27 protein-coding genes are annotated in these 24,665 nt (G+C 58.6%); 6 read left to right on the forward strand and 21 right to left on the reverse strand.

Features of this window, described 5'->3' with window-relative positions; genetic code table 11:
• The 11 genes from ACR0DL_RS19730 to ybgC form a co-directional block, all read right to left on the reverse strand.
• Window positions 1-341 (reverse strand): formate--tetrahydrofolate ligase (locus tag ACR0DL_RS19730; RefSeq protein WP_480690424.1); only part of this gene is annotated, 341 nt, incomplete at its 3' end.
• 55 nt (window positions 342-396) lie between these two features.
• Complete coding sequence (locus ACR0DL_RS19735; RefSeq protein ID WP_480690865.1) at window positions 397-1,083, reverse strand: MOSC domain-containing protein; 687 nt, start codon at window positions 1,081-1,083, stop codon at window positions 397-399.
• A gap of 105 nt (window positions 1,084-1,188) precedes the next feature.
• Entirely contained in the window at window positions 1,189-3,105 is a 1,917-nt protein-coding gene (gene ftsH / locus ACR0DL_RS19740; protein ID WP_170362401.1) for an ATP-dependent zinc metalloprotease FtsH, read from the reverse strand.
• A gap of 76 nt (window positions 3,106-3,181) precedes the next feature.
• Window positions 3,182-4,435 (reverse strand): tRNA lysidine(34) synthetase TilS, encoded by a 1,254-nt coding sequence (gene tilS / locus ACR0DL_RS19745; protein ID WP_480690867.1) that lies wholly within the window; start codon window positions 4,433-4,435, stop codon window positions 3,182-3,184.
• Window positions 4,432-5,262 (reverse strand): tol-pal system protein YbgF, encoded by an 831-nt coding sequence (gene ybgF / locus ACR0DL_RS19750; protein ID WP_480690869.1) that lies wholly within the window; start codon window positions 5,260-5,262, stop codon window positions 4,432-4,434. Before ybgF ends, tilS begins: the two co-directional genes overlap by 4 nt.
• A gap of 4 nt (window positions 5,263-5,266) precedes the next feature.
• The gene (gene pal / locus ACR0DL_RS19755; RefSeq protein ID WP_170351705.1) at window positions 5,267-5,776 is read right to left on the reverse strand and encodes a peptidoglycan-associated lipoprotein Pal; all 510 of its coding nucleotides are present in this window, start codon (window positions 5,774-5,776) and stop codon (window positions 5,267-5,269) included.
• An 88-nt stretch (window positions 5,777-5,864) separates the two neighbouring features.
• On the reverse strand, window positions 5,865-7,184 hold the full coding sequence (tolB, locus tag ACR0DL_RS19760; RefSeq protein ID WP_170351706.1) for a Tol-Pal system beta propeller repeat protein TolB: 1,320 nt from the start codon (window positions 7,182-7,184) through the stop codon (window positions 5,865-5,867).
• Window positions 7,181-8,281, reverse strand: coding sequence for an energy transducer TonB (locus ACR0DL_RS19765; protein WP_480690871.1), 1,101 nt, complete (start codon window positions 8,279-8,281; stop codon window positions 7,181-7,183). Before ACR0DL_RS19765 ends, tolB begins: the two co-directional genes overlap by 4 nt.
• Window positions 8,282-8,290: 9 nt before the next feature.
• On the reverse strand, window positions 8,291-8,767 hold the full coding sequence (tolR, locus tag ACR0DL_RS19770; RefSeq protein ID WP_170351708.1) for a protein TolR: 477 nt from the start codon (window positions 8,765-8,767) through the stop codon (window positions 8,291-8,293).
• 2 nt (window positions 8,768-8,769) lie between these two features.
• Window positions 8,770-9,465: a protein TolQ gene (gene tolQ / locus ACR0DL_RS19775; RefSeq protein ID WP_170351709.1), complete on the reverse strand. Its 696-nt coding sequence runs from the start codon at window positions 9,463-9,465 to the stop codon at window positions 8,770-8,772.
• Window positions 9,466-9,574: 109 nt separating this feature from the next.
• The gene (ybgC, locus tag ACR0DL_RS19780) at window positions 9,575-9,970 is read right to left on the reverse strand and encodes a tol-pal system-associated acyl-CoA thioesterase (protein ID WP_170351710.1); all 396 of its coding nucleotides are present in this window, start codon (window positions 9,968-9,970) and stop codon (window positions 9,575-9,577) included.
• 180 nt (window positions 9,971-10,150) lie between these two features.
• On the opposite strand from ybgC, the gene ACR0DL_RS19785 reads away from it, so the two are divergent.
• A complete protein-coding gene (locus ACR0DL_RS19785) occupies window positions 10,151-11,857 on the forward strand; it encodes a SulP family inorganic anion transporter (protein WP_480690873.1) in 1,707 nt (568 codons plus the stop codon).
• 3 nt (window positions 11,858-11,860) lie between these two features.
• On the opposite strand, the gene ACR0DL_RS19790 is transcribed toward ACR0DL_RS19785, so the two are convergent.
• The 4 genes from ACR0DL_RS19790 to ruvC form a co-directional block, all read right to left on the reverse strand.
• A complete protein-coding gene (locus tag ACR0DL_RS19790; RefSeq protein ID WP_170351712.1) occupies window positions 11,861-12,484 on the reverse strand; it encodes a hypothetical protein in 624 nt (207 codons plus the stop codon).
• A 62-nt stretch (window positions 12,485-12,546) separates the two neighbouring features.
• On the reverse strand, window positions 12,547-13,566 hold the full coding sequence (ruvB, locus tag ACR0DL_RS19795) for a Holliday junction branch migration DNA helicase RuvB (protein WP_480690875.1): 1,020 nt from the start codon (window positions 13,564-13,566) through the stop codon (window positions 12,547-12,549).
• 4 nt (window positions 13,567-13,570) lie between these two features.
• Complete coding sequence (gene ruvA, locus ACR0DL_RS19800; RefSeq protein WP_170351713.1) at window positions 13,571-14,248, reverse strand: Holliday junction branch migration protein RuvA; 678 nt, start codon at window positions 14,246-14,248, stop codon at window positions 13,571-13,573.
• A complete protein-coding gene (ruvC, locus tag ACR0DL_RS19805; protein ID WP_170351714.1) occupies window positions 14,245-14,742 on the reverse strand; it encodes a crossover junction endodeoxyribonuclease RuvC in 498 nt (165 codons plus the stop codon). Before ruvC ends, ruvA begins: the two co-directional genes overlap by 4 nt.
• Before the next feature lie 329 nt (window positions 14,743-15,071).
• On the opposite strand from ruvC, the gene ACR0DL_RS19810 reads away from it, so the two are divergent.
• Entirely contained in the window at window positions 15,072-15,284 is a 213-nt protein-coding gene (locus ACR0DL_RS19810; RefSeq protein WP_170351715.1) for a DUF1127 domain-containing protein, read from the forward strand.
• 100 nt (window positions 15,285-15,384) lie between these two features.
• Here ACR0DL_RS19810 and ACR0DL_RS19815 read toward each other — a convergent pair whose 3' ends face one another.
• The 4 genes from ACR0DL_RS19815 to ACR0DL_RS19830 form a co-directional block, all read right to left on the reverse strand.
• Window positions 15,385-15,729, reverse strand: coding sequence for a hypothetical protein (locus tag ACR0DL_RS19815; protein WP_170351716.1), 345 nt, complete (start codon window positions 15,727-15,729; stop codon window positions 15,385-15,387).
• 98 nt (window positions 15,730-15,827) lie between these two features.
• A complete protein-coding gene (locus tag ACR0DL_RS19820) occupies window positions 15,828-16,706 on the reverse strand; it encodes a 50S ribosomal protein L11 methyltransferase (protein ID WP_480690877.1) in 879 nt (292 codons plus the stop codon).
• Window positions 16,707-16,772: 66 nt separating this feature from the next.
• A complete protein-coding gene (locus tag ACR0DL_RS19825; RefSeq protein ID WP_480690879.1) occupies window positions 16,773-18,005 on the reverse strand; it encodes an MFS transporter in 1,233 nt (410 codons plus the stop codon).
• A gap of 78 nt (window positions 18,006-18,083) precedes the next feature.
• A complete protein-coding gene (locus tag ACR0DL_RS19830; RefSeq protein WP_480690881.1) occupies window positions 18,084-20,279 on the reverse strand; it encodes a primosomal protein N' in 2,196 nt (731 codons plus the stop codon).
• A 90-nt stretch (window positions 20,280-20,369) separates the two neighbouring features.
• Between ACR0DL_RS19830 and fsa the strand changes: the two genes are divergently transcribed.
• The 4 genes from fsa (at window position 20,370) to ACR0DL_RS19850 (ending at window position 23,643) form a co-directional block, all read left to right on the forward strand.
• A complete protein-coding gene (gene fsa, locus ACR0DL_RS19835; RefSeq protein WP_170379048.1) occupies window positions 20,370-21,023 on the forward strand; it encodes a fructose-6-phosphate aldolase in 654 nt (217 codons plus the stop codon).
• Between the two features lie 198 nt (window positions 21,024-21,221).
• Entirely contained in the window at window positions 21,222-21,929 is a 708-nt protein-coding gene (locus ACR0DL_RS19840) for a DUF484 family protein (RefSeq protein WP_480690883.1), read from the forward strand.
• Window positions 21,926-22,846, forward strand: coding sequence for a tyrosine recombinase XerC (locus ACR0DL_RS19845; RefSeq protein ID WP_480690885.1), 921 nt, complete (start codon window positions 21,926-21,928; stop codon window positions 22,844-22,846). The genes ACR0DL_RS19840 and ACR0DL_RS19845 overlap by 4 nt, the downstream gene beginning before the upstream one ends.
• 83 nt (window positions 22,847-22,929) lie before the next feature.
• Window positions 22,930-23,643, forward strand: a complete 714-nt coding sequence (locus ACR0DL_RS19850; protein ID WP_170362412.1) for a CDP-alcohol phosphatidyltransferase family protein — start codon at window positions 22,930-22,932, stop codon at window positions 23,641-23,643.
• Here the strand turns inward: ACR0DL_RS19850 and ACR0DL_RS19855 are convergent.
• Window positions 23,628-24,095, reverse strand: coding sequence for a hypothetical protein (locus tag ACR0DL_RS19855; protein WP_170362413.1), 468 nt, complete (start codon window positions 24,093-24,095; stop codon window positions 23,628-23,630). The genes ACR0DL_RS19850 and ACR0DL_RS19855 overlap by 16 nt on opposite strands.
• Window positions 24,096-24,170: 75 nt before the next feature.
• Window positions 24,171-24,626 carry a methylated-DNA--[protein]-cysteine S-methyltransferase gene (locus ACR0DL_RS19860; protein WP_170414218.1) on the reverse strand — a complete coding sequence of 152 codons (456 nt, stop codon included), beginning with the start codon at window positions 24,624-24,626 and terminating at the stop codon, window positions 24,171-24,173.
• Window positions 24,627-24,665 lie beyond the last annotated feature (39 nt).

A 24,665-nucleotide genomic window follows, 5' to 3' on the forward strand; every position in this document is an offset into this window, starting at 1 on the left:
CCGCCACCCGCAGCACCACCCTTCATCCCGAAGTTCGGGCCAAGCGAGGCTTCGCGGATACAGATCATCGCGTTTTTGCCGATGCGGTTCAGGCCATCGCCCAAACCGACGGTGGTGGTGGTCTTACCCTCACCCGCAGGGGTCGGGTTGATCGCGGTCACCAGAATCAGTTTGCCGTCTTCACGACCTTGAACCGAGTTGATGAAGTCCTGGCTGACCTTCGCCTTGTCGTGGCCGTAAGGCAGCAGATCGTCACTGGAGATGCCAATTTTCGCACCGATTTCCTGAATCGGCTTCTTGTTCGCCTCACGGGCAATTTCGATGTCGGATTTGTAGCTCATTGGGCAGGGTCCCTGATTGAATGCCGTGCGTGCCGACGCAATACGTCGGTGCTGATCAATCCATACCGTCGTGTACAATCGCAATGGATATGAATTCCGACATAATCATGGCGTGAAACGGCGTTGACCCAGTTCTGGCGCTGTTAGCGCAACATTCCGAGGCATATAAGGGTTCCCACGCGCGCTGATCCGGCACAAAAAGCGAGACGGAGTCGTTCAGCTTCAACGTTCCCGGACGTTCGATCCAGGCCGTGACGCCGCGACGGCCCCTGGCGGCGGGTTTGAACATCTTGCCATAGCCTGGAATGTCAGATTCGATTTCTTTCCCTGGATAGATGCAAGGGCGGTTCTCCATATCTACGGTCATCGTAAGCCCATCGGGGGCCTGCAGCCGCGATGAGGGCGGAATATGGGTAAAATCCGGTATTCCCTTTAGCACGATCGACGCCCCCAAATAGGCGGGGTCGAGCGTTTCCAGCCCCATTTCACTTGCGATCTCGTCCAGTTCTTCGGACGACAGAATCGTCAACTGACGCACATTTCGAATTTCAGTATCTTCGGGGTACAGGTTCTTCATACGCATACATGAGGCGCGATTGATCCCTGCGTGACGGGCGCCTGTTTCCCCGGCAAAATCAAGATCCAAACGATCGACCGGACGGGCGCGCAGCGAGCCACCTGACGGGACATGCCCCAACCAGACAACCTGCGCCGAATACTCGGTTTTTCGCATCACCGGCATGTGGGGCCTCGCTCCAAATTCCTGACAACGGCTCTTCGCACCGTACGTATCCCGACTGTGAAGTGAAGCAAAAAAGACCCGGGACAATGCCCGGGTCTGATGTACTTAAGCTGAAGGTTCCGGCTCCATCCCACCATCGGGCGGAGACTTCTTGACCTTTGTCTTGGGAATCGCCGTCACGCTGGGCGCGCTGCCCTCGTCGGGATTGTCACCATCATCATCACCCTCGCTGGGCGATTCACCGTTCATGACGCGCTTAATCTCGTCCCCGGTCAGCGTCTCATATTCCAGAAGACCCTGTGCCAGACGCTCCCATTCCTCGTTCTGTTCGGTCAGAATCTGGTGGGCGCGCTCGTAACCCTGCTGGATCAGACGCTTCACCTCTTCCTCGATCAGCTCTTTGGTATGGGCCGAAACCGAGAACCCGGCGGTATTGCCAGAGTATCCATCATGCGCCTCGGCATAGTCGATATTGCCGACCTTGTCCGACATGCCCCAGCGCATCACCATGGCGCGCGCCAATTGGCTGGCTTGCATGATGTCACCGGCTGGGCCGTTCGAAACATGGTCTTCGCCGTATTTGATCACCTCTGCGGCCTTGCCCGCCATGGTCATGGCCAACTTTTGCTCACATTCGTCACGGTGATAGTTCAGGCGATCCATTTCCGGCAGCGAAACAACCATGCCCAGCGCACCACCGCGTGGAATGATCGTCGCCTTGTAGACCGGATCACACAGCGGCAGGGTCAGGCCGACAACGGCGTGACCTGCTTCGTGATAGGCGGTCTTTTCCTTCTGATCCTGGGTCAGCACCATCGAGCGACGCTCGGCCCCCATCATCACCTTGTCCTTTGCATTCTCAAAATCTTCCATGGTGACAAAGCGACGGCCCACGCGCGCGGCCATCAGCGCGGCCTCGTTCACGAGGTTCGCCAAATCCGCACCCGAGAAGCCCGGTGTACCACGCGCGATGATGCGCAGATCGACATCGGGGCCCAGAGGTGTCTTGCGTGCGTGAACGCCCAAAATCTTTTCGCGGCCTTTGATGTCGGGGTTGCCGACGGTCACGTTGCGATCAAACCGGCCCGGACGCAGCAGCGCAGGGTCCAGAACATCCTTACGGTTGGTTGCAGCCAGAATGATCACGCCCTCGTTGGCCTCGAACCCGTCCATCTCGACCAGCAACTGGTTGAGGGTCTGTTCGCGTTCGTCATTACCACCGCCATAACCGGCACCACGATGGCGACCCACGGCGTCGATCTCGTCGATGAAGACAATACAGGGCGCGTTCTTCTTGGCCTGTTCGAACATGTCGCGGACACGGGATGCACCGACACCAACGAACATCTCGACAAAGTCGGACCCCGAGATGGTGAAGAACGGCACACCTGCCTCACCCGCAATGGCACGAGCCAGCAGCGTTTTACCGGTACCCGGAGGGCCAACCAGCAGCGCGCCCTTCGGAATCTTACCACCCAGACGGCTGAATTTCTGCGGGTTACGCAGGAATTCCACGATCTCTTCCAGCTCTTCCTTGGCCTCATCAATGCCCGCGACATCGTCAAAGGTGACGCGGCCATGCTTTTCGGTCAGCATCTTCGCCTTGGACTTGCCAAAGCCCATCGCGCCGCCTTTGCCACCGCCCTGCATCCGGTTCATGAAGTAAATCCAGACACCGATCAGCAGCAGGAAAGGCAGCAACGTGATCAGGAAGGACTGAAACCCGGATTGCTGCTGTTTCACCGCCTGAACGGGAATGTTCTCATCAATCAGCAGCTTGGTGACTTCGGCATCGGCGGGTTTGATGGTGACATAGGTCGCGCCGCTTTGCGTGGAATAGCGAATCTGTTCACCGTCCAGCGTCACATTTTTGACTTCGCCGCTTTCAACTGCGCTGACAAAATCGGAATAGGTTCTTTCATTGCTCTGAAGCGTTCCGCCCTGACCACTGAAGAAATTGAACAGTGCAAGGATCAGCAGAAACAGAACGACCCAGAAGGCGATGTTACGAGCGTTGCCCAAGGAATATCTCCCAAAAGATTTCGGCAGGTGCGGGTCTGCCGGTTTGCCCTATAAAATAGAGATGATTCAAGCATGTTCAATGCGATAAAAGCGAAGAGTAAAACTCGGGCCTTTGTGGGGCCATTTCGGCTGTCCAACCGTTGGAATAATCAACTAGGGGTGCAGCAAGCAGGTTTTCACCGCTCCACACGGCAGGCGAGGCCAAAAGCGCCATACGTGGTTTGCCCAATGCGCGCCATTCCGGCACCTGCGGCAAACCAGTCTCACCCAGCGCACGCACCTCGGCGCCCACGGCCCGAGGGCCGGACAGAACCCAGCGGTCATCCCAAAGCTTTTCCGGGGCGGTGATTTCTGTCGCCACGGCGTTTAGCTCTCTGCAAAACCACATTTTATCGCCGTGTGGGATCAACAAACAGCCCGCCAGAGTCAGGGTCTTTGCATCCCGAACGGCTGCCACAGCCTGATCCACCGCAGCCCCGCGCGGCGGATAGCCTGGTCCTGCGATCCACACGGTGATTCCAATGACCAGCCGCCGTTGAATCTCTGCCGGAAGCAGTTCAAAGCCGTTGCGGTCCACGCAAATGTCCCCGCTATCCACATCAGTAACTCGTCGTGCGGATTCCTGCGTATAATGCGCCAGTGCTTCACGCGCTTGTGCAAGATTTTCGGCCACGCGCGACAGCGATTGTGCAGAAATCCCCAGCGGTTCCAGCCCTGTCAGGGCTTCACGCGCTTTGATCCGGTCGAATTTGGTGTCTTGATTCGACGGATCCTCGATCCAACTTGCGCCGATCCGCGACAGGTAGCCGCGCAGGGTTTGCCGAGTGATTCCCAACATCGGGCGCAGCAGCGACACGCCGTTTTGGTCCCGCACCCAAGGCATCCCTGACAATCCTGTCACACCGGCCGCCCGACCCAACCGCATCAAAACAGTCTCGGCCTGATCATCGGCTGTATGTCCCAAAGCAATCGCCGATATGTCATTCCGGCTCGCCCAATCGGTCAACAATCGATACCGCGCCTGACGGGCCTGATCCTGCAGATTGCCTGTGCCATCCCACCCCTGCCACCGCAGCGTTTCGTGCGGGATATTCAATCCAGCGGCCTGTTCGGCCACGCAAATAGCCTCAGATGCCGATTCGGGGCGCAATCCATGATCCACGGTGGCAGCGAACAGATCGACCTGCTCGGCCTGAGCGATTTCATGCAACAGATGCATCAGCGCCACCGAATCCCCGCCACCAGACACGGCGATACCCAAACGTGGCGGCAGTCGGTCAGGCAGCCGCGTGCGGAGTTCAGATCGAAGTGTTTCGGCCTCGCCCGTCAAGAACAGCCCAGCGAAGCCATTTCCTGAGTGGCGGCGGATACTGTGGCCGAGGCCGGGAACCGCACGCCAACCTCTGTCAGGGTGATACAAGCCTGTTCGGTTTGTCCCAGACGCCCCAACGCGGCACCCAGTTCAAACAGGGCCTCGGGGGCAAACGCACCCTCGGAATCGCCGGTAAAGCTGGCCAGGAACGCCCGTGCGGCCTCTCGCGTGTCGCCCAATCCGTCCAGCGCCTGCCCGCGCTTCAAATGTGCTTCGGGCGCAAGCGGGCTGCCTGGATACGACGAATCGAACTGCGCGAACTGGTCGGCTGCGGCCTGAAAATCCCCTTCGGACAGGGCCAGCGCAGCAGCTTCGAAGTCTGATTGTTCGCCTATCGCCAGTTCCCCCTGCTCACTTACCGAAGAGGGCGTTGGTGAAATGGGTACCGCAGAACCGGCCGTAGCTCCTGAATCACCACCCAAGGTCGAGGTTTCGCCAAGCGTACTCAGATCTCCGCCTTCCAGTTCGACCAGACGGAACTCCAGGTCGCCGATCCGGTTGGTGCCATCGGTCACGACGTTCTGAACCCGCTGATTTAGCTGCTCGGTCTGGCTCGTGAGGCGTTGCAACTCGGCCTCGATCGCGTCGACCCGTTCCAGAATGGAACTGCCAGACAGGTTCGGCGCCGGAGATCCGGTCGTCGAAAACTCACGCTTTAGGCGTTGAATCTCCACGTGCAGCACTGTCAATTCCTGACGGATATCCGCCAGCGTCTGCTGATCCTGTGCTTGTGCCACACCGGCGGTCGCAATAACTGCGGCCAGAACCCATCCTGCAAGTCTCATCGTTTTACCCCAAGGTTGAACCGGTCAGCACCGTAACCGCGCGGCGGTTCTTGGAATAGCATTCCTCGGTGCTGCAAATCTCAATCGGGCGTTCCTTGCCGTAGCTGACTGTTGTCAGGCGGTTCCCTGCCACCCCGCGCGAGATCAAATAGTCGCGGGCCGCATTCGCCCGTTTCGCGCCCAGACCAAGGTTATACTCGCGTGTGCCTTGTTCATCTGCATGACCCTCGATAGTAGCCACGAAATCCGGGTTGGCCAAAAGCCAGTCTGCCTGCCCCTGCAAGACCGTTTGCGCCTGTGGCGTCAGTGTGGACTGATCCACTGCAAACAATACCCGGTCGCCAACAGTTTGCTGGAAATAGGCGGGCGAGCGCGGATCGCTGGGCGAGCCCGGCGCAATGGCACCATTTGCGCCATTTCCAAAACCGCCACCCAGTGCCGATGGATCGTTGTTGGTACAGGCGGCGATTACACTCAGCGCGCCTATAGCCAGAACTTTGCCCAATACGTTCATTTCAAGTGCCTCGTTGTTTTATCGGTTTATTGCCGTCTCTGTATCACAGTGCAGGATTTTTGTGAACTTTTCCAACCGCCTGCCCCGATCAATTCTGCAATGGCCCCCAAGACGGATCGCTGCCGCCATCCGGAGTGCGCACCGGATGCAAGTTCCGCCCCGAAATATCCACCGAATACAGCGTCGCCCGCCCGCTGGCCCCCTGCGTTTCGCGGGTGAACATGATGACGCGGCCATTGGGGGACCAGGTCGGCCCCTCATCAAGGAAGGATGAGGTCAGCAGTCGTTCTTCACTGCCATCCGTACGCATGACACCGATATGAAAACGGCCCTTGTTCTGCTTGGTAAACGCAATCAAATCGCCACGCGGCGACCAGACCGGGGTGCCATAGCGGCCTTGACCAAAGCTGATCCGTGTTGCCTCACCCCCATTGGCGGGCATGATATACAGCTGCGGTGTGCCCGAGCGGTCGCTTTCAAACACGATCTGCGAACCGTCCGGGGAATAGCTGGGCGCGGTTTCAATGGCCGTCGTATTCGTCAGTCGAACGCTTTGGCCCGAGGCCAGGTCCATCTTCCACAGGTCGGTATTGCCGCCCTGAATCAGCGAATAAACAATCGAGCGGCCATCGGGCGAAAAGCGTGGGGAAAAGCTCATCGTGCCTTCTTGCGTTTGCAATTCAGTTCTTTTCACTCGGTCGACGTCCAGAACATAGATGCGTGGCTGACCGGTTTCATAACTGGTATAGAGCAACCGATCGCCCGACGGCGAAAAGCGCGGGGCAAGGACGATGGCGGCACTGTCAGTCAGGTACTGCACGTTGGCTCCGTCATAATCCATGATCGCCAGACGTTTCAGGCGCTGATCCTTGGGCCCGCTTTCCGAAACAAAGGCCACGCGGCTGTCGAAATATCCGCCTTCTCCCGTGATGCGGCTGTAAACCTGATCGGCCACTTTATGCGCCATGCGCCGCCACCCTTCGGTAGTGCCTGCAAATTGCAGACCGTTGCCCAGTTCCTGACCCGAAAACACATCCCACACCCGGAATCGCACAGTCAGCCGGTTGCCCGAGACGTTCACAGCACCCGTCACCAGCGCATCGGCATTGATGGCTTTCCAGTCGGCAAACTGGACCGGCGCATCAAAACTACTGACCCGGCTGATGAATGCGTCCGATGAGATTTCGCGGAACAGCCCCGTACCGGTCAGGTCGGCGGCAACGACTCGAGAGATGTCGTTGGCATATTGCGCCGCGGCTGGCCCGTCAGGCACAAAATTCGGAACCGCAAAAGGCAAGGGTTCAATGATCCCCTGATCCAGTTCCAGACGCAGCGGTCCGCTCTGTGCGTATACCGGCGCTGTCATAATCGTCAGGCCAAGCAATAGGCTGGTCAGAAATCTCATCATTTGATCCGCATCCTCTCGGGATTGAATGTAATCTCAATATCTTGCCACTGAGCATATTTGTCAGCAGGCAGGTCGTAACCTTTGGCACCACAGCGCAATATTGCCCGTCTGGCGGCTTCGTAAGCTTGTTTGGCAGACGCCGTTGTTCCGCCCGAGCTATCGATCATACGCAGGCTACCGCCTTCCACCTTCCCTTCACGGGTCAATGAAAATCCAACGACTACAACCGTTTGCAAGGCATCCGTGGACAATGACCCAACGTTCCAACACTGTGACACAGCCAGACGCATTGCATCTTTCTCACCGCTTGTCAGTGGAGGACCAGAAGGCTCACTACTCTCCTGCAAAGCCTCGGCCAAAGCATCTTCAACGGCGCTTTCGTCAACTTGTGTTGGTGGCGTCGACTCCTGCTCCTCAGGTTCTGCCACTACCGGATCTGCCGGTGGCGCGGGTCGGTTTGGCCGCACCTGCGGTCGCGGGGACGTACGCGGAGCGTTCTCTTTGGTTTCCTCGGCTTCGGTCACGATCTGATCCGTGGCCTCTTCCGGAGCGGTTTGATCCTGCTGTTCCTGCTGGGTATCCGCACCCTCATCCAGCGACACAGCGGGCGTTTCCACTTCGTCCGGTTCCGCCTCGGGCGGTGGTGGCGCAATGGGTTCCGGTGCAACCTTGTCAGCGGGGCGCGGCTGCGCCTCGGGGCCCGGAGCCACGGGCAGCACTTCGGTCACTGGCTCGGGCTGATCCAGTGTCGGCGCTTCGTCGACCACTTCGGGTTCTGGCGGGGCCTCGACCGGTTCGGGTACGGGATCGGGCTCGGGTTCAGCTGGGGTCACAACCTCGGGTGGGGTTTGTTCTTCTTCAACCGGTGCGGGCGGTGTCACATCTTCGGTGGGCACTTCGGGCGGTTGCAGGGCAACGGGTGTCGACACCTCAGGCGCGGTGCGCTGTGCGGTCAAAGCATCGAACTGATCAACCGAGACCACCGACACCTCCTGCACAGCCATAGGCAGGGGTTCGGACCGGAACGTACCGCCGAAAAAAGCCCATCCAATCAAGACGACATGGGCAACAGCCGAGATCTTGGTGCCGGTATCCACCGCGCGGCCTCACTCTCCACCTTCGTCCAGGGCCGGCCCGCCGCTATCGGTCACAAGACCCACATTGGAAAACCCACCCGCATTCAACGCACCCATTACCTGCATCACCTGCGCGTAAGGAATCGCCCCGTCGGCCCGCAGGAACACACGGTCACTGCTGCGTTCTGCCGCAATGGCGCGCAGTTTGCCAATCAACTCTTCGCGCACCACGTCCGTCGTCTGGATCTGCACTCGTCCATCCGCGGTCAGTGTTACGGTCAGTGGTTCTTCGTTATCGCCGGGCAAGGCACTGGCCGCCGTTTTCGGCAGGTCTACAGGCACCCCCACGGTCAACAATGGGGCCGCGACCATGAAGATGATCAGCAACACCAGCATAACGTCCACAAACGGCGTCACGTTGATTTCGGCCATTGGCTGCGCCCGGCCGCGACGCCGCCCGCGTCTGCGCCCGTTCCCACCACCGTTTTGCTGAACTGCCGCGCCCATCGTTAGCTGTCCAATTGTCGCGACAGGATGGTGGCGAACTCGTCAGCAAAGGCTTCATACCCGCCAACGATCCGGTCACTATCCGCACTGAGCTTGTTGTAGAAAATGACCGCCGGGATCGCCGCCAGCAGGCCGAGACCCGTGGCCAGCAACGCCTCGGCAATACCCGGCGCCACAACGGCGAGGTTTGTGTTCTGTTGCTCGGCAATCTCGATAAAGGCGTTCATGATGCCCCAAACGGTTCCAAACAGACCAATAAACGGCGCGGTCGAGCCGACGGTCGCCAGAATAGGAAGGCCCTTTTGCAGCGTCTCAGCCTCTTTCGCGATGGCAACGTCCATGGATCGGTCGATCCGCGCCGTGGCCCCGGCGATCAGCCCGCCATCAGTGCGATGAGACCGCCGCCATTCGATCATACCGGCGGCAAAAATCTTTTCCGAACTGCCATCAGGCTGCGTTCCAATCTGTTCGAACAGCTCATCAAGGGGGTTCCCTGACCAGAAGCTTTCATCAAACACCTGGGCCTCACGTCGTGCCGCGCGGTAGTTGATCAGCTTTTGAATGATGATGCCCCAAGACCAGATAGATGCGCCGATCAGCATCAGCATCACCAGTTTGACGATAAAGGTCGCGCGGGCATACAGCCCCCACATGGAGAAATCGATCTCCTGCGCCAGCGCCAGCGTTTCAGCTTCCATGAACCTGCTCTTTGTTTTGCCTGTTGGCCGTTCGTTTGGCCTTGTTTTGCCAAACGCTAACCCAGATGGTGCTGAAAAGCCAACAGAACCACCCCAACGCCGCAATTTGTTACAGCAATGCGCGAATCTCTGCCGGAAGCCGCACCGGTTTGCCCTGTGCATTCATGCAAACGGCGGTGACAGTGGCACGAAAAATCTCGGTTTCGCCCCTTTTTACCAACTGCCCCATCGTAAGCCGAACGCCCGAGCGTGAAATGAAATGAGTTTCGATGGTCAACTCATCGTCGAACTTGGCCGGGGCCAGGTAATCCGCCTCAATCCGCCGGATGACCCAAACGATCCCATCATCGCGCATCGCATTTTGGTCATTGCCCAACCGGCGCACATAGTCCGACCGGGCGCGCTCGATGTATTTCAGGTAATTCGCGTGATAGACCACGCCGCCCATGTCGGTGTCTTCATAATAAACCCGAACCGAATAGATGTGCTTTTGCGGGTCGGTCATACTGGCATTCCATCCTGTTGAAATCTTTGGAACGGGGCAGGACATGCCTCACACAGATGCAGGCCAACGCGCAATCCCTATAAGGTTACAAAAAATCAGGTCACCCAACACTTGGTATCGAAATTTATCCCCTAGCTGGCTAGGCTGACCAAATAGAGGTTTGAATTTAAAGGGGATCCCATGGCCACCCCCCACCGAGAAGAGGGCAAATTCCCACTGCCCATCCTGCAGGGTATCGTGCCGATCAAACGGTCGTCCCTGCCGACTGAGGTTCTTGCCGGACTGACCTTTGCCTGTCTCGCGATCCCCGAGGTGATGGGCTACACCAAAATCGCAGGCACCCCTGTGGTGACGGGACTGTACACGATCCTGATACCGATGGCGCTGTTCGCCCTGTTCGGATCATCGCGACATCTTGTCGTGGGGGCGGATTCCGCCACGGCGGCCATAACTGCGTCTGCTCTGGCGGGTATGGCGGTGTCAGGATCTTCGGAATATCTGGCGCTGGCCTCTCTGCTGGCGCTGATGGCAGCAGTACTGTTGATTGCCGCGCGCCTGATCGGCCTTGGCTTTCTAGCCGATTTCTTATCTCGGACAGTACTGGTTGGCTTTCTGACTGGCGTAGGCATTCAGGTGGCCACGGGAGAGGTGCCCGGAATGCTGGGGATCGAGGCGTCGGGCCACGGAACGCTGGCCAAACTTCAGGGCTTGGTACAGCACTATGACCAGACAAGCTGGCCAACGATCGCGGTATCCTTGTCCGTTCTGGTCGTCGTCATTGGGTGCAAAAGTTTATCGCCCAAAATACCCGGCCCGCTGATCGCAATTTTGGGCATCATCCTTTGCAGTTGGACTTTCCAGTTCAGCGCGGCGGGCGTCACCGTGCTGGGCGCGGTTCCAGGCGGCCTGCCCGCCCTTTCAATCCCGGATGTGGATTGGAACTGGCCTCTGTTCAAGCAACTGACCCCTACCGCCCTGTCGATCTTTGTGGTGATCCTTGCCCAGAGCGCCGCAACCTCGCGCGCTTATGCGGCCCGGTACGAGGACAAGTTCAGCGAAAACACCGATCTTGTCGGGTTGGGTTTGGCCAATCTCGGCGCGGCCTTTACTGGCACTTTCGTCGTCAACGGCAGCCCCACCAAAACCGAGATGGTGGCCAGCGCCGGAGGCCGCAATCAAATCGCGCAACTGACGACGGTGGCGATTGTTCTGGTGGTAATCCTGTTTCTGACCGGGCCGCTTGCGTTCCTGCCAAATGCCGCGCTGTCCGCGGTAGTCTTCCTGATCGGTGTAAAGCTAATCGATTTGAAGGGCCTTGCTGCCATTTATCGGCAGGCACGGTCAGAATTCTGGATCGCGGTGGCCACAGCAGGTGTTGTGGTTCTGATCGGGGTCGAGCAAGGGATCATCTTTGCCATGGTTCTGTCGCTGATCGACCACACGCGCCGGGGGTACCACCCCAAGAACGCGATCATCGCCCAAAGCCCTGATGGCGGCTGGCATATAAGTCCCGTCACCACGTCAAACCAGTTCAAACCCGGCCTGGTGATCTATCGCTTTTCCCACAGCCTCTATTACGCCAACACGCAACGGCTGTCGGACGAGGTCGCTTCAATCGTAAAGGGGGCCGACCCCAAGTTGCGGTGGTTTTGCATCGAAGCTTCTGCCATTGATGATGTGGATTTCACCGCAGGTTACTCATTGCGAAATATCCACGGCTTGCTGCAGTCCAAAAACATTCGACTGGCTTTTCTGCTGGTCGAACCAGATGTCCGCAAAGAACTGGATCGCTACGGTGTCACCGATCTGGTCGGGCCTGACGCATACTTTGACACCGGCAGCGATCTAATTAAGGCGTTTCAGCACCAGAGCAAACCACCTGCCTAGGCTTTATTGCGGCGCTTGTAGCCGCGCAAACAGCCTCAGCGCGTGTGACGCATCCTGCGCAGCCCCGGGCAGGATCGGGTCATAGGCCGCGCGGATCACCTCGGCGATTTCGGGTCGCAGAACGGTTGTTTCCCCGGCAACAGCCAATGGGGATTGGGTCCGAAATGCGGTGTCCGACCAAAGCAAGATGGTCTGCACCACCTGGCTAAGCGCGAGTGTTTCCGCCGGAACCTTGGACAGTTCCTTGTCCATTCTCAGAAAAACAAAAGCCGCGCGGATCGCTCCGTCTTCTTCAAAGCGGAAAATCCGGTACTGGTTGGCATCCGCAGCCATCAGACGATCCACCAGGGGTGCCAGATCGGGGATCAGCCGATCCAGATCGGGAACCTCCAGCAGCTCTTGCCAGTCGCGGAAAAAGAACACCATGCAATTGGCACCTAGTTCCGGATCCGTTTCGGCCATCTTGTGCCCGGCCAATGCCACCACGGCCTCGATCGCGCCTTTGACGGTTGCCAGTGTTTCATCCTCAACACCAAAGACAATCGGCACGATGGGGCGCCCCCAACGGGCAAACAGAAACTCACCACTTTCGCGCGTAAACAGCGCCTCGATCTGATCGGGTGTCACGCCCTGCCCCTTTTCTGAATCAAATACGGCCGCCGGTGGCATAAAATCTAATGGTGCGTACTTCAACCAAACAGATCGCTCTGTCCCTTCGGCGCGGCCATGCCCAGATGCGTCCATGCCTTTTGCGCCAACATCCGGCCGCGCGGGGTGCGTTGGATTAGACCCTGTTGCAACAAGAAGGGCTCGATCACCTCTTCCAGCGAGTCGCGGCTTTCCGACAGCGCCGCCGACAGGGTCTCAATCCCCACCGGACCACCTGCGTAATTCTCGGCAATCAGCTTCAGATAGCGCCGGTCTGCGCCATCCAGCCCCAGATGATCCACGCTCAGCCGCGTCAAGGCCCCGTCCGCCAGTTCGCGCGTGATCCGGCCGTCGCCTTCGACAATGGCGAAATCGACAACTCGCCGCAGCAGCCGCCCAGCAATCCGCGGTGTTCCGCGCGAACGTCGCGCAATCTCGCGCGCACCGTCATCATCCGCAGGTGCCCCCAGTTTTCGGGCGTTGCGGGTGACAATCTCATGTAACTCGTCGACCGTATAAAACTGCAGCCGGGTCGGTATCCCGAAGCGGTCGCGCAGCGGCGTGGTCAGCAGACCCATCCGCGTGGTCGCACCGACCAGCGTAAAGGGCTGCAATTCAATCCGAACAGTCCGGGCAGCAGGGCCTTCGCCGATCACCAGATCCAGTTCGAAATCCTCCATCGCCGGATACAGCACTTCTTCGACCGCAGGGTTCAGACGGTGAATTTCGTCGATAAACAGCACGTCCCGCGATTCAAGATTGGTCAGGATCGCCGCCAGATCCCCCGCCTTGGCCAGCACCGGCCCCGAGGTCATGCGGAAATTCACACCCAACTCACGCGCCATAATCTGCGCCAGCGTGGTTTTCCCCAGCCCCGGAGGGCCGTGAAACAACGTGTGATCCATTGCCTCGCCCCGCTGACGGGCGGATTGGATGAAGATACGCAGATTGGCGCGTGCCTCGGCCTGACCGATGAATTCGTCCAGACCCTGCGGACGCAGGGCGCGGTCATTATCCTCGGGCATCGGCTCGGGCCGCAGGGTGGGATCTGCATCTACCATTCAATCACCCCTTCGGAGCAAGCAGTTTCAGCGCTGCTCGGATCAGATCAGCCTCACCCGCGTCAGGCAGGTTGGCTGCCGCTTCGGCCACGGCGGATGCCGCGTCAGACGGCCCATACCCCAGATTTGACAGCGCCGACAACGCCCCTGCCGAGGCCGCCGCAGCCCCCGAAGCCTGCTTCACCGCTCGCTTCGGCGCGGGTGCCGGTTCCGCCAGCTCGACAACCTCTAGCTCTGGGCCGTCCATTGCCTCGGTCACGGTTCCGCCCATGGCCATCACACCCGGCGCCTTGTCCTTGAGGTCCAGCACAATGCGCTGCGCGGTCTTTGGTCCGACACCCTTGGCCGCCTTAACCGCGCCCCAGTCGCCCAGAGCAATTGCACGGCTGACCCCATCGGGGCCCAAGGCCGAAAGGATAGCCAAAGAAACCTTGGCCCCAACCCCCTGCACCGAGCACAGCAGCCGGTGCCATTCCTTTTCGACCAATGACAGAAAACCATAAAGCTGCATAAGGTCCTCTCGCACCACCATGTCGGTGTAGATCGAGACCGCCTCACCCACCCCCGGCAGCGCCGCCATCGTCCGGTCCGAGCAATAGACGAGGTAACCCACGCCGCGCACGTCGATCAGCACGTGATCCGCCGCGCGATAATCTAGCCGCCCCGTCAGTTTCCCAATCATGCCCGCACCTCTTTCATGCGCGCCTGTGGCGCTGTGCCGTAATACGAATGACAGATGGCAATCGCCAGCGCATCCGCCGCATCCGCCCCTTTGGGCTGACACCCAGGCAGCTGTAGTTTGACCATGTGAAGTACCTGCTCTTTTTCGGCATGACCGACACCCACAACCGTTTTCTTGACCCGGTTGGGTGCATATTCCCCCACCGGCAATCCGGCCTGCGCCAGTGTCAGCAAGGCCACTCCGCGCGCCTGACCCAGCTTTAGCGTTCCGGCCCCGTCTTTGTTGACGAAGGTCTGTTCGATAGCTGCCTGATCAGGTTGATGCTCGGCGATGACCTCGACGATCTGATTGTGCAGCGACAACAACCGCTCGCCCAAATCGTCGCCGTCTGATTTGCACAAACCGTTGGCAACATGGGTCAGGCGGCTGCCATGTGATTCGATGACGCCCCATCCCAGGGTCCTTAGCCCCGGATCAATGCCCAGAATTCGCATGTCGTGCCTCGGCCTGCTCGGGTTTTTTGTGATCTTTGTTTCCGATTAGCACGAAGCGTGAACATTTTCCAAGCGAATTGACGCGAAGTCTGAAAACGACACACCTAACCCACCCGCGACAGCGCGGCCTGTTTGCGACAGCGAAATGCCTGAATTCGACACGTTTCATGACCGTTAAATGGCTAATAAATTAAGGCTTTTTTAGAAAGAACCACCCTTGCAAAAATTGCATAGGACACATGCAATTTCTGCTCTTGCGCGGCCAAATCCACGTCACTAGATGCCCGCTTAGTATCAAAACTGTAACACCAACCAGAAGGAAACAGGATATGGCTGCATTGGACACCACCCGCGCCACCACTGGCTCATTCGGCCTCGTCGGCCGTATCGGCGCAACTTTCGCATCGGTCGTAAACGCCGTCGCAGAATGGAATGACGCCCGTGTAACCCGCAACACGCTGAGCGGTCTGACTGATCGCGAGCTGGAAGATATCGGCCTGTGCCGCGGCGATATTGACGTCGTGGTGGAAGGTCGTCGGTAAGACGCAACCATCACTCATTCGCCCCTTTCCTCCCTTAGGGGCACAAAAGAACGCCGCGCATTTCACGATGCGCGGCGTTTCTTTTCAAAGCTGACCGAATTCAGCGAATGAGGCTATTGATATTCGTCGCCAAAAACTCTGACACGGGGTCAATCTGCATGACCCAGGCGCCGGCCTGTTCAACCGACGTACCCTGCGCCAGACTATCAACGCGATATTGATAGGCTGAAGCGCCAAGGCTGGTTAGCAAAAAGGTCTTGAATGCAAACAGCCCAGCAAGACAGATCAAAAGCAGCTTAGCCGGAACCGCAGATTTGACTCGCTGCGGTTTCATCACCACCAGGCCATCTTTGCGCATCGTGGCGCGATAGCCTCGGCTGAGCTTGGCGTGTTTCTTGTTCAGGCGATGAACGCGCTGACCAAATTCCAGTTGTTTTCCCGTCATGGCAGCCTCCAATAAACCGCCCCCGTAACCACGTCCTGACGGTAGTTACAGATTGCGACAAAAAAGAGGCAAGAATCCATGAAACTCCTGAAAATGGTCTAAATTACGCCCTGTTTGCTTAAGATTAGCGTTGTCCATTCACCAATCTCATCTCTTTTAGTCAAATTGAACCCGTTTTGTAGATAAACCGAGATCACATCATCGGCCTGCTCATTGAGGATTCCCGAAAGAATTGCATATCCTCCGGCCCGCAGATTCGCTCCGATTTCGGGGGACAAGGCAACCAATGGACCTTTAAGAATATTGGCAAAAATCAGGTCGTAAGGGGCGTGCGACTGCAGATCCGGGTGATCGAATCCAGCGGCTTCGATGCATTGAACCCTACCGGCCATATCGTTGGCTTTCAGATTGGCTTCGGCCACATCTACCGCAACCTGATCTATGTCGCTGGCGATGATATCACCGTCCCAAACCCGCGCGGCGGCCATGGCCAAAACGGCAGTCCCGCAGCCGATATCGGCAATTTTGGATGCCGTGAATCCATCGTCCAGCAGGAAATCCAGCGCCTTGAGACAACCCAAGGTCGTGCCATGGTGACCGGTGCCAAAGGCCATCGCGGCCTCAATCAATAGCGGGATGCGCCCTTCGGGCAGCTTATCGGCATCGTGGCTGCCATAGACGAAGAACCGCCCTGCCTCGACCGGGGCGAGTTCGCGGCGCACATGGGCAACCCAATCGGTTTCGGGCAGTTCCGAAACCACAAACGGCTTGGCCTCGAAGGCCGCGGCCAGAACGGCCAATGCGGTGTCATCGGGGGCTTCGGTGAAATAACCGCCAACTTCCCACAGGCCCGAGCCGTCCTCGACCTCGAACACGCCAACGCCCGTGGGTTCCGGGTCTAGCCGCTCCATCGCTTCGCCCAGACCTTCGGCGGCTTTCCTGCCGGTCAGAGTGGTAAGCGCAGTGAATGTGGGCATGGGGGCCTCCTGTCTCAGTTGAAACAGCGCCTAGGGCGTGGGCCCGCCAAGGTCAAGCAGTTGCACTTATTCTGCTGGGGCCGGGGCGTATTTCGACAGGATGGTTTCGTTGCCAGCCTCAGGATGGCGCGGGATCAGCAGCGATAAGCCCAGCGACACCATCGCCATCGCGGCGGCCAGTGCAAAGACCGCTCCAGGCGAGGCCACCCAAAGCAGGCCCAGCAACGCAGGCAGGAACACTGCCGCGATGTGGTTGATGGTAAAGGCCACAGCCGCCGTGGGCGCGATATCGGCCGGATCGGCGATCTTCTGGAAATAGGTCTTCAGCGCCAAAGCCAACGCAAACAAAACGTGGTCGATCACATAGAGGGTTGCGGCCAGTATGACGCCCCAGCCAAACCAGTAGATGCCGCCATATGCGGCGAACACGATGGCCAGACCGGCATATTCAAAGATCAGCGTACGCCGTTCACCGAACCGTGCCACCGCCTTGCCCAGCAACGGGGCGGCCATCATGTTGATCATCAGATTGATCAGATAGAGGCTGGTCAGTTCATGCACTTCAAATCCGAACTTCTCGACCATCATAAAGCCTGCGAAGACGACGAAAATCTGCCGCCGAGCGCCAGCCATGAACTGCAAGGCATAATACAACCAGTACCGGCGACGCAGGACCAGTTTCTTGGTCTGCGGCGTAGGCGCATCAAATTGTGGGAAAGCGAACAAGCAAAACAGCGCCAGCAGGGCCGTTGCTCCACCTGCCGCCATAAACACGAAGTTATAGGACAGATCGAACCGTTCCCAGGTCAGCACGATCAAACCATACACAACCGCCGTAGCTGCCGAGCCCATTGCAACCAGCCAACCCAGTACCTGCGGTGCGCAGTCCTTAGGCAACCATTGCAGTTGCAGCGATTGGTTGACGGTTTCGTAGTAGTGAAAGCCTATCGAGCTGAACAGGGTAACGAACAGCAGCCCGCCCAAACTTGGGAACCACGCCGTCACCGCCGTTGCCACACCCAGCATCATCAGCGAGATCATCGCCAGCACTTGTTCGCGGATAAAGATGATCACCGCGATCACGCCGATGGCAAGAAAGCCAGGAATCTCACGAACCGTGTGCAACAGGCCGATATCTGCACCGTCGAAATTGGCAACCTCGATCACGAAGTTGTTCAACAACGCGCTCCACGCGTTGAAGGCAATGGGCATGGTCAGCGCCATCACGAACAAAAGCGTGATGGGGCGGCGCCAGAACGGCAGGCTCTGTGCCTCAGCAAGGGGCATGGGTTTCAGCATGAGACCCCTCTACGCCCATTTATGCTGCTTGGCGAGAGGAAAGCTGCACATGCACAATCGCTCTGCGCCAGTGCAGAGTCAGTAAAAGCTCTGCGGGTCGATATCCACAGTCAGTCGGATGTCGCCTTTCAGGCGCAATGGGGCGATCCAACGGACGATAGCGTCTTGAATAGGCGCACCTTTCGGGGCTTTGACCAGCAGGCGTACACGGTGTCTGCCCCGGATACGCGCGATGGGCGCGGGGGCCGGGCCGAACACCTGCGCCCCGATCTCGCGCAGCGGTGCATCGTTTCGGGCCATGGTATTGCCGATGTCAAAGACAGGGCCGACCTCGGGGCCAGACAAAACGATCCCGGCCATGCGCCCGTAAGGCGGCACGCCAGCCGCCTGCCGCCCAGCGGCCTCGGCCTTCCAGAAACCTTCCTCGTCACCCGACAGGATGGCGCGGATCACCGGATGTTCTGGCTGAAACGTCTGTAACAACGCCTGCCCCGGCTTGTCCGCGCGCCCAGCCCGACCTGCGACTTGTCGCATCAACTGGAACGTGCGTTCGGCGGCGCGCAGGTCGGCGCCATGCAGGCTGAGATCGGCATCAATAACTCCCACCAAGGTCAGTTTGGGAAAGTTATGTCCCTTGGCTACCAACTGCGTGCCGATAATGAGGTCGGCATCCCCCTCGGCGATCTCCTCGATCTTGGCCTTCAACGCCCGCGCCGATCCGAACAGATCAGAGCTGAGCATCTCGATCTTAGCTTCGGGGAATGTCGCCTCGGCCTCTTCTGCCAACCGTTCGATCCCGGGCCCGACAGGGGCCAGCTTGCCTTCGACACCGCAAGAGGGGCAGGCGTCAGGCATCGGTTTGGTCTCACCACATTGATGGCACATCAGACGCTTGAGAAACCGGTGTTCAACCATCCGCGCATCACAGTGATCGCAGGCAATCTGTTCGCCGCACGCCCGACACAACGTCACCGGCGCATAACCGCGGCGGTTGATGAACAAAAGCGACTGCTCGCCCCTTTCGATCCGCTGCCGCACGGCCTGCCGCAAGCTTGGAGAAATCCACGTGCCCGGCTGCATCTGCTCAGCCCGCATGTCGATCGGCTTCATCTCGGGCAGTACTGCCGCCCCAAACCGCGATGTCAGGTCGAGCCGCTCATACTTCCCCGCCTCGGCATTGGCCCAGCTTTCCAGCGACGGCGTGGCGCTGGCCAGAATCACCCGTCCTCCGCAAATGGCTGACCGCAGAACCGCCATGTCACGGGCACTGTAATGTACTCCGTCTTCCTGTTTGTACGAGGTGTCGTGTTCTTCATCGACCACAACCAAACCCAAATCCCGAAACGGCAGGAACAACGCTGAACGCGCGCCCACGACCAGTTGCGCGTCACCCTGCCCGACCATCCGCCAAACCCGGCGGCGTTCGGTCATTGTCGCACCCGAGTGCCACTCGGCCGGGCGCGCGCCAAACCGCGCCTCAACCCGCGTCAGGAATTCGGCGGTAAGGGCAATCTCGGGCAACAACACCAGCGCCTGCCGACCCATCCGCAACGCCTCGGCCACAGCTTCCAGATAGACCTCGGTCTTGCCTGAGCCGGTCACCCCCTTCAGCAGTGTCGTGCCATAGTCGCCGGTTCGCTGACCGATCTGCAACTTTTCAACCGCTGCCGCCTGATCCTCGGTCAGGGTCTTGCCCGGCAGATCCGGATCCAAATGTGGATAGGGCAAATCGCGCGGGCTGTCCTCCTCGCGCACGGCACCCTGTTTCACCAAGCCTTTGACTACTGACGATGTCACACCAGCCTGTTCCGCCAATTCCTTCAGCGTAAATGCCAACCCGCCATAGTCCCGCAGAACCTCCAGAACACGGGTCCGCGCGTCGGTCATCCGGTCTGGCTCACCTTGTCCAAGGCGGTAAATCTTGCGCATTGACGGTGGATCACCCAGTCCCGGCGCGCGCGTCGCCAACCGCAGCATTGATGGCATCGGCGTCAGCGTGTAGTCTGCCACGCGCCCCAGAAACACGTGCATCTCTTCGCGCATCGGCGCAACCTCAAGCACGCGGATCACCGATCGGGCCTTGCTTAGATCAAAGCCGCCCTGCCCTGGCCCCCACACCACGCCTAGAACCTTGCGCGGGCCCAGCGGCACCTCGACAAACGCGCCCAGAAAACACCCGCCCTCGGGCGCCTTGTAATCCAGCGTCCGGTCCAGCGGCTGTGCGGTCAGCACGGCCACCAGCTCACCTTGGTCGAAATACTCCTGAGTGCTCAATGCATATCCTTGGGCCAGGGGGTTTCAGCATGGGTCTCTTTGAGGTAAAGGCATCCGCGACCAAGGCCAACCCATCAAAGGACTGCCCTCATGAAATTCTTCGTAGACACCGCCGAGATCGACGCCATCGCCGAACTGAACGATCTGGGCATGGTGGACGGCGTAACCACCAACCCCTCGCTGATCCTGAAATCGGGCCGCGACATTCTGGAAGTGACCAAAGAGATCTGCGACCTGGTCGACGGCCCCGTGTCCGCCGAAGTTGTTGCGACCGAAGCCGACGATATGATCGCCGAAGGCCGCAAGCTGGCCAAGATCGCGTCAAACATTGCCGTCAAAGTCCCGCTGACATGGGCCGGTCTGAAAGCGTGTAAAACGCTGACCGACGAAGGCCAGATGGTTAACGTGACTCTGTGCTTCTCAACCAATCAGGCGATTCTGGCTGCCAAGGCGGGTGCAACATTTATCTCGCCCTTTATTGGCCGTTTGGATGACATCAACCTCGACGGCATGGACCTGATTGCCGACATCCGTCAGGTCTATGACAATTATGGGTACGAGACCGAGATTCTGGCGGCTTCGATCCGCACCGTGAACCACGTGACAGATAGCGCCCGTATTGGCGCAGACGTGATCACCGCACCACCCGCCGTGATCAAAAAACTGGCCGATCACCCACTGACAGACAAGGGTCTTGAAACCTTTCTGGCCGACTGGGCCAAGACCGGTCAGAAAATCCTCTGATCCTGTAACGCACCCGCGCGGCGCCTTCTGGCGTCGCGCCCGGCCCAACTGCAGAATCTGATCTTCTGATCAGTGTATTGCAGGCGGGAGCTTTTCCGACACAGCCCAAGTTTAATTCTACTTTTGCCTGTATTTTTTCCAAGGCAAATGCACCAACCCGTGTTATAAGCCGCTCAACAAAAAAAGACCGGACGGGACATGAGCAGCAACACCAAACTCAAGGATAATCTCCGCGCCGCGATTCTGGCTGAACCGGACGCTGTGCTGGACGACAAGGATCTGATGCAGGCGCTGGTCGCAGCCAACGAACAGGCGCGCGGTGACAATGTCATCGACCTGCGCGGCATCGCCATGCAACGGCTTGAGGCGCGGCTGGACCGGCTTGAGGACACGCACCGTTCGGTCATCGCAGCGGCCTATGAGAATCTCGCTGGCACCAATCAGGTACACCGCGCCATCCTGCGCCTGCTGGAACCGGTCGAGTTCGAAGATTTTCTGCGCGCGCTAGGCAGCGACGTGGCCGAGATTCTGCGCGTCGATCACATCACGTTGGTTCTGGAAACAACAGTGATGCAGGAAGATCAGGCAATCGAAAAACTGGGTGGCGTGCTGACCGTGGTCGAACCAGGCGCGATCAACGCCTATCTCAGCCAAGACCGCGGCGGCCCCGCACGCGAGGTTGTTCTACGTCAGGTTCCAAATCCAAATCCCCGGATTTTTGGGGCTACGGCCAATCAGTTCAGGTCCGAGGCCTGTCTGAAATTGGATTTGGGCGATGGGCGCTTGCCCGGCATGATTGTCATGGCATCCAAAGACGCCAACCATTTCACTCCGCAACTGGGCACCGATCTGCTGTCGTTTTTTGCCAGTGTGTTCGAACGATCAATGCGCCACTGGTTGTCATGAGCCTGATCTCTCCGGCCTGTCGCGATGCGTTGCAGCATTGGCTGGACAGTCTGGGGGCGTTGGCCGGACGGTCTGAGAATACGCAGACCGCTTATCGCGGCGATATTACAGATTTCCTGTCCTTCATGACCCTGCACCACAGCGAGCGGCAGGGTCTGGCGGCGTTGGCGCGGATCACGGTATCCGACATGCGCGCCTGGATGGCCGATCAACGCGCGTCTGGCGTGGGCGCACGCTCGCTTGCCCGCAAACTTTCAGCCGTCAAAAGCTTTTATCGCTGGCTGTCCGAACGTGAGGGGTTTGAACCCACGGCCGTGCTGTCGACCCGCGCGCCAAAGTTTACCAAGAAACTGCCCCGGCCACTGGCCGAAGACGCCGCCCGCGCCATGATCGAAACGGTCGAGCTGCAATCGACAAGCGATTGGGTCTCCGCCCGTGACGTGGCGGTGGTCACGCTGCTCTATGGCTGCGGCCTGCGCATTTCCGAGGCGCTCTCACTGACCGGCGCAGATGCCCCCCTGCCGGAGACCCTGCGCATCATCGGTAAAGGCGACAAAGAGAGAATCGTCCCGGTTCTGCCCGCGGCCCGCGCAGCGGTGGACCATTACCTGCGACTTTGTCCGCACCTGCAGGCCAAGGACAAAGCACTGTTTCGTGGCGTGCGCGGCGGCCCACTGAATCCACGCGCGATACAGGGGGTAATGGCCAAGGCGCGAATGCAACTCGGCCTGCCTGCAACAGCCACACCGCACGCGATGCGACACAGCTTTGCCACACATCTTCTGGCCGCCGGAGGAGACCTGCGCGCCATTCAGGAATTGCTTGGACACGCATCGCTTTCGACCACACAGACATACACTGCTGTGGATACAGCGCGGTTGATGGAGGTCTACAACCGCGCCCATCCCAAAGCGTGATGTCTCTACATCGTAACGTTGGGTACTCACTCTAATCTTGCTTTTGGTTTGCATCTGCCGAATGCATCGTACATGAACCCTCCATGACTCTTAGATTCAAAGCCCTTTCCGTCCATCTGTTCACTGCCACAGGTGCTGTTTTCGCAATGCTGGCCATGTTGGCGGCCGTCGAAGAAAAATGGAGCCTGATGTATCTATGGCTGGTGGTCTCGTTCATCGTGGACGGCATCGACGGCCCACTGGCACGGCACTACCACGTCAAAAAGAACGCACCCGAATTTGACGGGGTGCTGTTGGATCTGATCATCGACTATCTGACCTATGTGTTCATCCCGGCCTTCGCGCTGTTCAAATCCGGTTTGATGGACGGCTGGACGGGTTGGTTCGCCATTATCGTTATCACCTTTGCCAGCGCGATGTATTTTGCCGACACACGGATGAAAACAAAGGACAACTCCTTTTCCGGCTTCCCGGGTTGCTGGAACATGTTCGTGATTGTCATCTTCGCGCTAGAGCCCAATTTCTGGGTTATCTTGCTGCTTGTGTCGCTGCTTTCGCTGGCGATGTTCCTGCCGCTGAAATTCATCCACCCAGTCCGGACCGAGCGCTGGCGCACAGTGTCGCTGCCGATGGCGTTTGCCTGGACCTTCTTTGCAGGTTGGGCGGCCTGGGTCGACTTTCACCCCGAAAGCTGGGCGCATTGGGGTTTGGTGATTACTAGCCTGTACCTGGTGTTCGCAGGAATTGCGCAGCAGATCATTCCACAGCGCAAGAGCGCAGATTACAAGACTTCCTGAACCTCAAACTCGGTCCCATTGTGGGTGAACACGTCACCCTCTTGCAGGCCAACCATGGCCAGATAAATCGGGCTTTGTGTTGAGATGCCCATGTAGGTTTTGCCGTCCACGTCGAACCGTGTGGTTGAAACGCAGACCACGAACCGGCGGTTGTTGAACTTGACGACAGCCCCGGGCTGTACCCTATCGGTGATGCTAAAATCGGTGTTTTCAATCACATCAATCTTGGCGTGATGGGCATGCACAGGGGCATCAAAAGCCGCCGCCAGATCCGCGTTCTCGCGCGAGGCCGCGATATCGTCCTTGTCATGCCCTTCCCGGTCATCCAGCTGAGAATCCTTCAGGAAAGCGTCGTAATGGGCCTGTGCCGTCGCCAATTCCTGTGCTTCCAATGACATCAGTTTATCAATGATGGCCTTTTTTCGGACGGCCGGGTCTGTTGAGGCAGTCATGCAATGCGATCCCTTGAATTCTCTATCTGATACAAGTTGAGCCTCAACCAGCCGGATTGCAACAGATTTCCGTGATCAGATCAGCAAGCCCGCCGCCCGTTCATGGCGCAGCAGGGCAACCTTGGTCTCTACCCCACCCTTGGCCGAGAACCCACCCAGACCGCCGGCCGACAGAACCCTGTGGCAGGGGATGATCACAGGGATGGGGTTACCGCCACAGGCCTGCCCAACAGGTTGTGGGGGCTGTCCAACTTCTTTGGCAATGTCACCATACGTTCGAGTTTCGCCGAACGGGATGGCATACATCACGTCGCAAATCTGCTTTTGAAAGGCTGATCCGGCGACGAAATATGGAAGATCAAACTGCTCTAACTGCCCAGCATCATAGGCTTCCATCTGTGCGGCTGCTTCTTGCAACAAAGCGGAGTCTGGTTGGTCGTCGTCACCGTCCCAGACAACGCGTGTGATTGCACCATCTGTCTCTTCAATTCCAAGGCGACCAAACTGGGTATCTACAGCAATCATAGGCATTACCGCAGCGTTTCAGATCGCCAGGCTGGGCGCAAGAAG

This window comes from Ruegeria sp. BB5 (assembly GCF_056539405.1).

What these genes read in the sequence shown, in the direction of transcription:
- ACR0DL_RS19810 (WP_170351715.1), top strand. Translation starts at nt 15,072, where the DNA reads ATGGCTGCATTGGACACCACCCGCGCCACCACTGGCTCATTCGGCCTC.
- ACR0DL_RS19860 (WP_170414218.1), bottom strand. Translation starts at nt 24,626, where the DNA reads ATGCCTATGATTGCTGTAGATACCCAGTTTGGTCGCCTTGGAATTGAA.
- ACR0DL_RS19815 (WP_170351716.1), bottom strand. Translation starts at nt 15,729, where the DNA reads ATGACGGGAAAACAACTGGAATTTGGTCAGCGCGTTCATCGCCTGAAC.
- ruvB (WP_480690875.1), bottom strand. Translation starts at nt 13,566, where the DNA reads ATGGTAGATGCAGATCCCACCCTGCGGCCCGAGCCGATGCCCGAGGAT.
- ybgC (WP_170351710.1), bottom strand. Translation starts at nt 9,970, where the DNA reads ATGACCGACCCGCAAAAGCACATCTATTCGGTTCGGGTTTATTATGAA.
- ACR0DL_RS19855 (WP_170362413.1), bottom strand. Translation starts at nt 24,095, where the DNA reads ATGACTGCCTCAACAGACCCGGCCGTCCGAAAAAAGGCCATCATTGAT.
- ACR0DL_RS19845 (WP_480690885.1), top strand. Translation starts at nt 21,926, where the DNA reads ATGAGCCTGATCTCTCCGGCCTGTCGCGATGCGTTGCAGCATTGGCTG.
- tolQ (WP_170351709.1), bottom strand. Translation starts at nt 9,465, where the DNA reads ATGGAAGCTGAAACGCTGGCGCTGGCGCAGGAGATCGATTTCTCCATG.
- ACR0DL_RS19820 (WP_480690877.1), bottom strand. Translation starts at nt 16,706, where the DNA reads ATGCCCACATTCACTGCGCTTACCACTCTGACCGGCAGGAAAGCCGCC.
- ACR0DL_RS19825 (WP_480690879.1), bottom strand. Translation starts at nt 18,005, where the DNA reads ATGCTGAAACCCATGCCCCTTGCTGAGGCACAGAGCCTGCCGTTCTGG.
- ACR0DL_RS19785 (WP_480690873.1), top strand. Translation starts at nt 10,151, where the DNA reads ATGGCCACCCCCCACCGAGAAGAGGGCAAATTCCCACTGCCCATCCTG.
- ACR0DL_RS19735 (WP_480690865.1), bottom strand. Translation starts at nt 1,083, where the DNA reads ATGCCGGTGATGCGAAAAACCGAGTATTCGGCGCAGGTTGTCTGGTTG.
- ybgF (WP_480690869.1), bottom strand. Translation starts at nt 5,262, where the DNA reads ATGAGACTTGCAGGATGGGTTCTGGCCGCAGTTATTGCGACCGCCGGT.
- ruvA (WP_170351713.1), bottom strand. Translation starts at nt 14,248, where the DNA reads ATGATTGGGAAACTGACGGGGCGGCTAGATTATCGCGCGGCGGATCAC.
- ACR0DL_RS19850 (WP_170362412.1), top strand. Translation starts at nt 22,930, where the DNA reads ATGACTCTTAGATTCAAAGCCCTTTCCGTCCATCTGTTCACTGCCACA.
- tolB (WP_170351706.1), bottom strand. Translation starts at nt 7,184, where the DNA reads ATGATGAGATTTCTGACCAGCCTATTGCTTGGCCTGACGATTATGACA.
- ACR0DL_RS19840 (WP_480690883.1), top strand. Translation starts at nt 21,222, where the DNA reads ATGAGCAGCAACACCAAACTCAAGGATAATCTCCGCGCCGCGATTCTG.
- ruvC (WP_170351714.1), bottom strand. Translation starts at nt 14,742, where the DNA reads ATGCGAATTCTGGGCATTGATCCGGGGCTAAGGACCCTGGGATGGGGC.
- tolR (WP_170351708.1), bottom strand. Translation starts at nt 8,767, where the DNA reads ATGGGCGCGGCAGTTCAGCAAAACGGTGGTGGGAACGGGCGCAGACGC.
- pal (WP_170351705.1), bottom strand. Translation starts at nt 5,776, where the DNA reads ATGAACGTATTGGGCAAAGTTCTGGCTATAGGCGCGCTGAGTGTAATC.
- fsa (WP_170379048.1), top strand. Translation starts at nt 20,370, where the DNA reads ATGAAATTCTTCGTAGACACCGCCGAGATCGACGCCATCGCCGAACTG.